Raw genomic sequence first — 3,224 nt, 5'->3', positions numbered from 1 at the left:
TACGTCCCCCTGCACCCCGCCCTGCCCGTGGCCCGGATGCGCTGGATCGCCGAACAGACCGGCGCACCCATCCTCGTCACCGACACCGCCAACGCCGGACACGACCTCACCGCACACCTCACCCCCCTCCTCGTCGGCACCGACACCGACCCCGACAACCTCGGACTGGCCATCGCCGCGGACCGGCTGGTCTACGCGATGTTCACCTCCGGCTCCACCGGCACCCCCAAGGGCGTCGCCGTCACCCACCGCAACATCCGCTCCTTCGCCACCGACCGGCTGTGGGAGAGTCCCGCCCAGCGGCGGGTGCTGTTCCACACCGCCTCCTCCTTCGACGTGTCCATGTACGAACTCTGGGTGCCCCTCCTGAACGGCGGCACCGTCGTCGTGGCACCCCCCGGCGTCGTCGACGCCGCCACCCTCACCTGGGCCCTGGACCGGGAGGGGGTCAGCGCGGTCTTCCTGACCACGGGGCTGTTCAACGTCCTGGCGCAGGACCACGCCGGCCTGCTGGCCCGCGTCCCGGAGCTGTGGATCGCCGGCGAGGCCGCCTCCCCGGCCACCGTGGAGCGGGTGGTCCGCGCCGGGGGCAACGTCTTCAACGGCTACGGCCCCACCGAGACCACGATCTACGTCACCGCGCACCACGTCACCGAGCCCGGCCCCGTCGTCCCCATCGGCCGTCCCCTGGACGACACCCGCGCCTACGTCCTGGACGACCGGCTCCGGCCCGTCCCGCCCGGGGAGACCGGCGAGCTCTACATCGCGGGTGAGCACCTGGCCCGTGGCTACCTGGGCCGGCCGGACCTGACCGCCGAACGCTTCGTCGCCTGCCCCGAGGAGCCCGGCGCGCGGATGTACCGCACCGGCGACCTCGTCCGCCGGCTGCCCGACGGAACCCTCGACTACGTCGGCCGGGTGGACAACCAGGTCAAGATCCGCGGCATCCGGATGGAGCTGGGTGAGATCGAGGTGGTCCTGGACCGCCATCCGGACGTGGCCCAGACCGTCGTCCTGGCCCGGGAGGACCGCCCCGGCGACAAGCGGCTGGTCGCCTACCTCGTCCCGCACGCCACGGACGCGGACGCCGGCGCCGATGCGGACGCGGAGGGGTTCACCGGCCGGGTGCGGCGCTTCGCCGAGGACAACCTGCCCGCCTACATGGTCCCGTCGGCCTTCGTGGTCATGGACGCCCTGCCGCTCAACCACAGCGGCAAGGTCGACCGCCGCGCCCTGCCCGCCCCGGAGACCACGACCTCCGGCGCGGCCCCGCGCACCCCCGTCGAGGAACGGCTCTGCGCGCTGTTCGCCGAACTCCTCGCCGTACCCGGCGTCGGCGTCGACGACGACTTCTTCGCCCTCGGCGGCCACTCCCTGCTCGCCATGCGCGCCGTCACCGCCATCCGCGCCGTCTTCTCCACCGAACTCCAGGTCCGCGAGATCTTCGAGGCGCCGACCGTGGCGGATCTGGCCGTACGGATCGAGAAGGCGGGGACCGACGGCGCGGTCCGCGTCCGGCCGGCGCTGGTCCGCGCCGAGGACGGTGACCGCTCGGAGCTGTCGTTCGCCCAGTACCGGGTCTGGCTCGTCGACCAGCTCGCCGAGAACGCGAGCCTCTACACGATCCCGCTGGTGCTGCGGCTGTCGGGCCGGCTGGACCGGGAGGCGCTGCGCGCCGCGGTCGCCGACGTGGCCCTGCGGCACGAGACGCTGCGCACCGTCTTCCCCGCCCGGGAGGACCGGCCGACGCAGCGGGTGCTGGAGAGTGTGCCGGACCTGACGGTGACCGAGGTCGCCGAGGCGGAGCTGGACGCCGCGATCCGGCGGACGGTGCTGCGGCCGTTCGACCTGGCGTCGGAGCCGCCGATGCGGGCGGAGCTGTTCGCGTCGCCGTCCGCGGGGGACGCATGGGCCGTACGGTCCCCGGGGACCGCCGCACAGCCGGCCGGAACGGCGGAGCCCGGCGACGGCGGCGAGCACGTCCTGGTGCTGGCCTTCCACCACATCGCGATCGACGGGTGGTCCCTGGGCCCGCTGGAGCGCGATCTGGCGACGGCCTACGCCGCCCGGGTGCGCGGCGAGGAACCCGGCTGGCAGCCGCTGCCGGTCCGCTACAGCGACTACACGCGCTGGCAGCGCGAGCTGCTCGGCGACCCCGCCGACCCCGGCAGCCTGATGGGCGAGCAGACCGCCCACTGGCGCGCCGCGCTGGCCGGGCTGCCGGACGAGATCGCGCTGCCCGCCGACCGGCCCCGGCCCGCGACGAGCGAGCACCGGGGCGAGGCGGTGTCCCTGAGCCTGTCACCCGAGTTGCACACCCGGCTGCTGTCGGTGGCCCGGGGCGGGCAGGCGACGCTGTTCATGACGTTGCAGGCCGGGCTGGCGGCGCTGCTGACCCGGCTGGGCGCCGGCGCCGACGTGCCGATCGGCGCCCCCGTGGCCGGCCGCACCGACGAGGCGCTGACCGACCTGGTCGGCTTCTTCACGAACACGCTGGTGCTGCGCACCGACACCTCGGGCGACCCGACCTTCCGCGAGCTGCTGGCCCGGGTCCGCGAGACCGACCTGGCCGCCTTCGCCAACCAGGACGTGCCGTTCGAGCAGCTCGTGGAGGCGCTGAACCCGCCCAGGGTCTACAGCCGCCCGCCGCTGTTCCAGGTGATGCTGGCCCTGCTCAACACGCCCGGCGCGGACGCCGAGCTGCCTGGGCTGACGATGGCGCTGGACCCGGCGTACTCGCTGTACGGGTTCGGCGGCGCCAAGTGCGACCTGCTGCTCGGTCTGACCGAGGACTTCACCGCCGACGGCGCTCCGGCCGGCGTGGAGGGTGTGCTGCAGTACGCCACCGACCTGTTCGACCGGGGAACGGCCGAGACGATCGCGACGCGGCTGGTGCGGCTGCTGGAGGCCGTCGCCGCCGACCCCGACACCCCGATCGGCGCGGTGGACCTCCTCGACCCCGCCGAACGCCGCACCCTCCTCAGGGAGTGGAACGACACCGCCGCCCCCACCCCGCCCGGCAACCTGGCCGAGCTGTTCGAGGCGCGGGTGGCGGCCGATCCGGCCGCCGAGGCGGTGGTCTGCGGCGAGCTGCGGCTGACCGCGGCCGAGCTCAACGGCCGGGCCAACGCCCTGGCCCGCCGCCTGACCGCCGCCGGCGTCGGACCCGAGACCCCCGTACTGGCCCTGCTGCAACGCTCCGCCGACGTCGTCGTCACCATGCT

At 74.5% G+C, this 3,224-nt stretch carries 1 protein-coding gene; it reads left to right on the top strand.

Going from position 1 to position 3,224, the window contains the following annotated elements; translation table 11 throughout:
- Nucleotides 1–3,224 (top strand): non-ribosomal peptide synthetase (locus IEZ10_RS38375; protein ID WP_189251409.1); only part of this gene is annotated, 3,224 nt, incomplete at both ends.

Source organism: Streptosporangium pseudovulgare (genome assembly GCF_014648055.1).
Classification (GTDB): domain Bacteria; phylum Actinomycetota; class Actinomycetes; order Streptosporangiales; family Streptosporangiaceae; genus Streptosporangium; species Streptosporangium pseudovulgare.
Note: the sequence above shows the minus strand (reverse complement) of the source record. Positions and strands in the feature narration are given on the sequence as shown.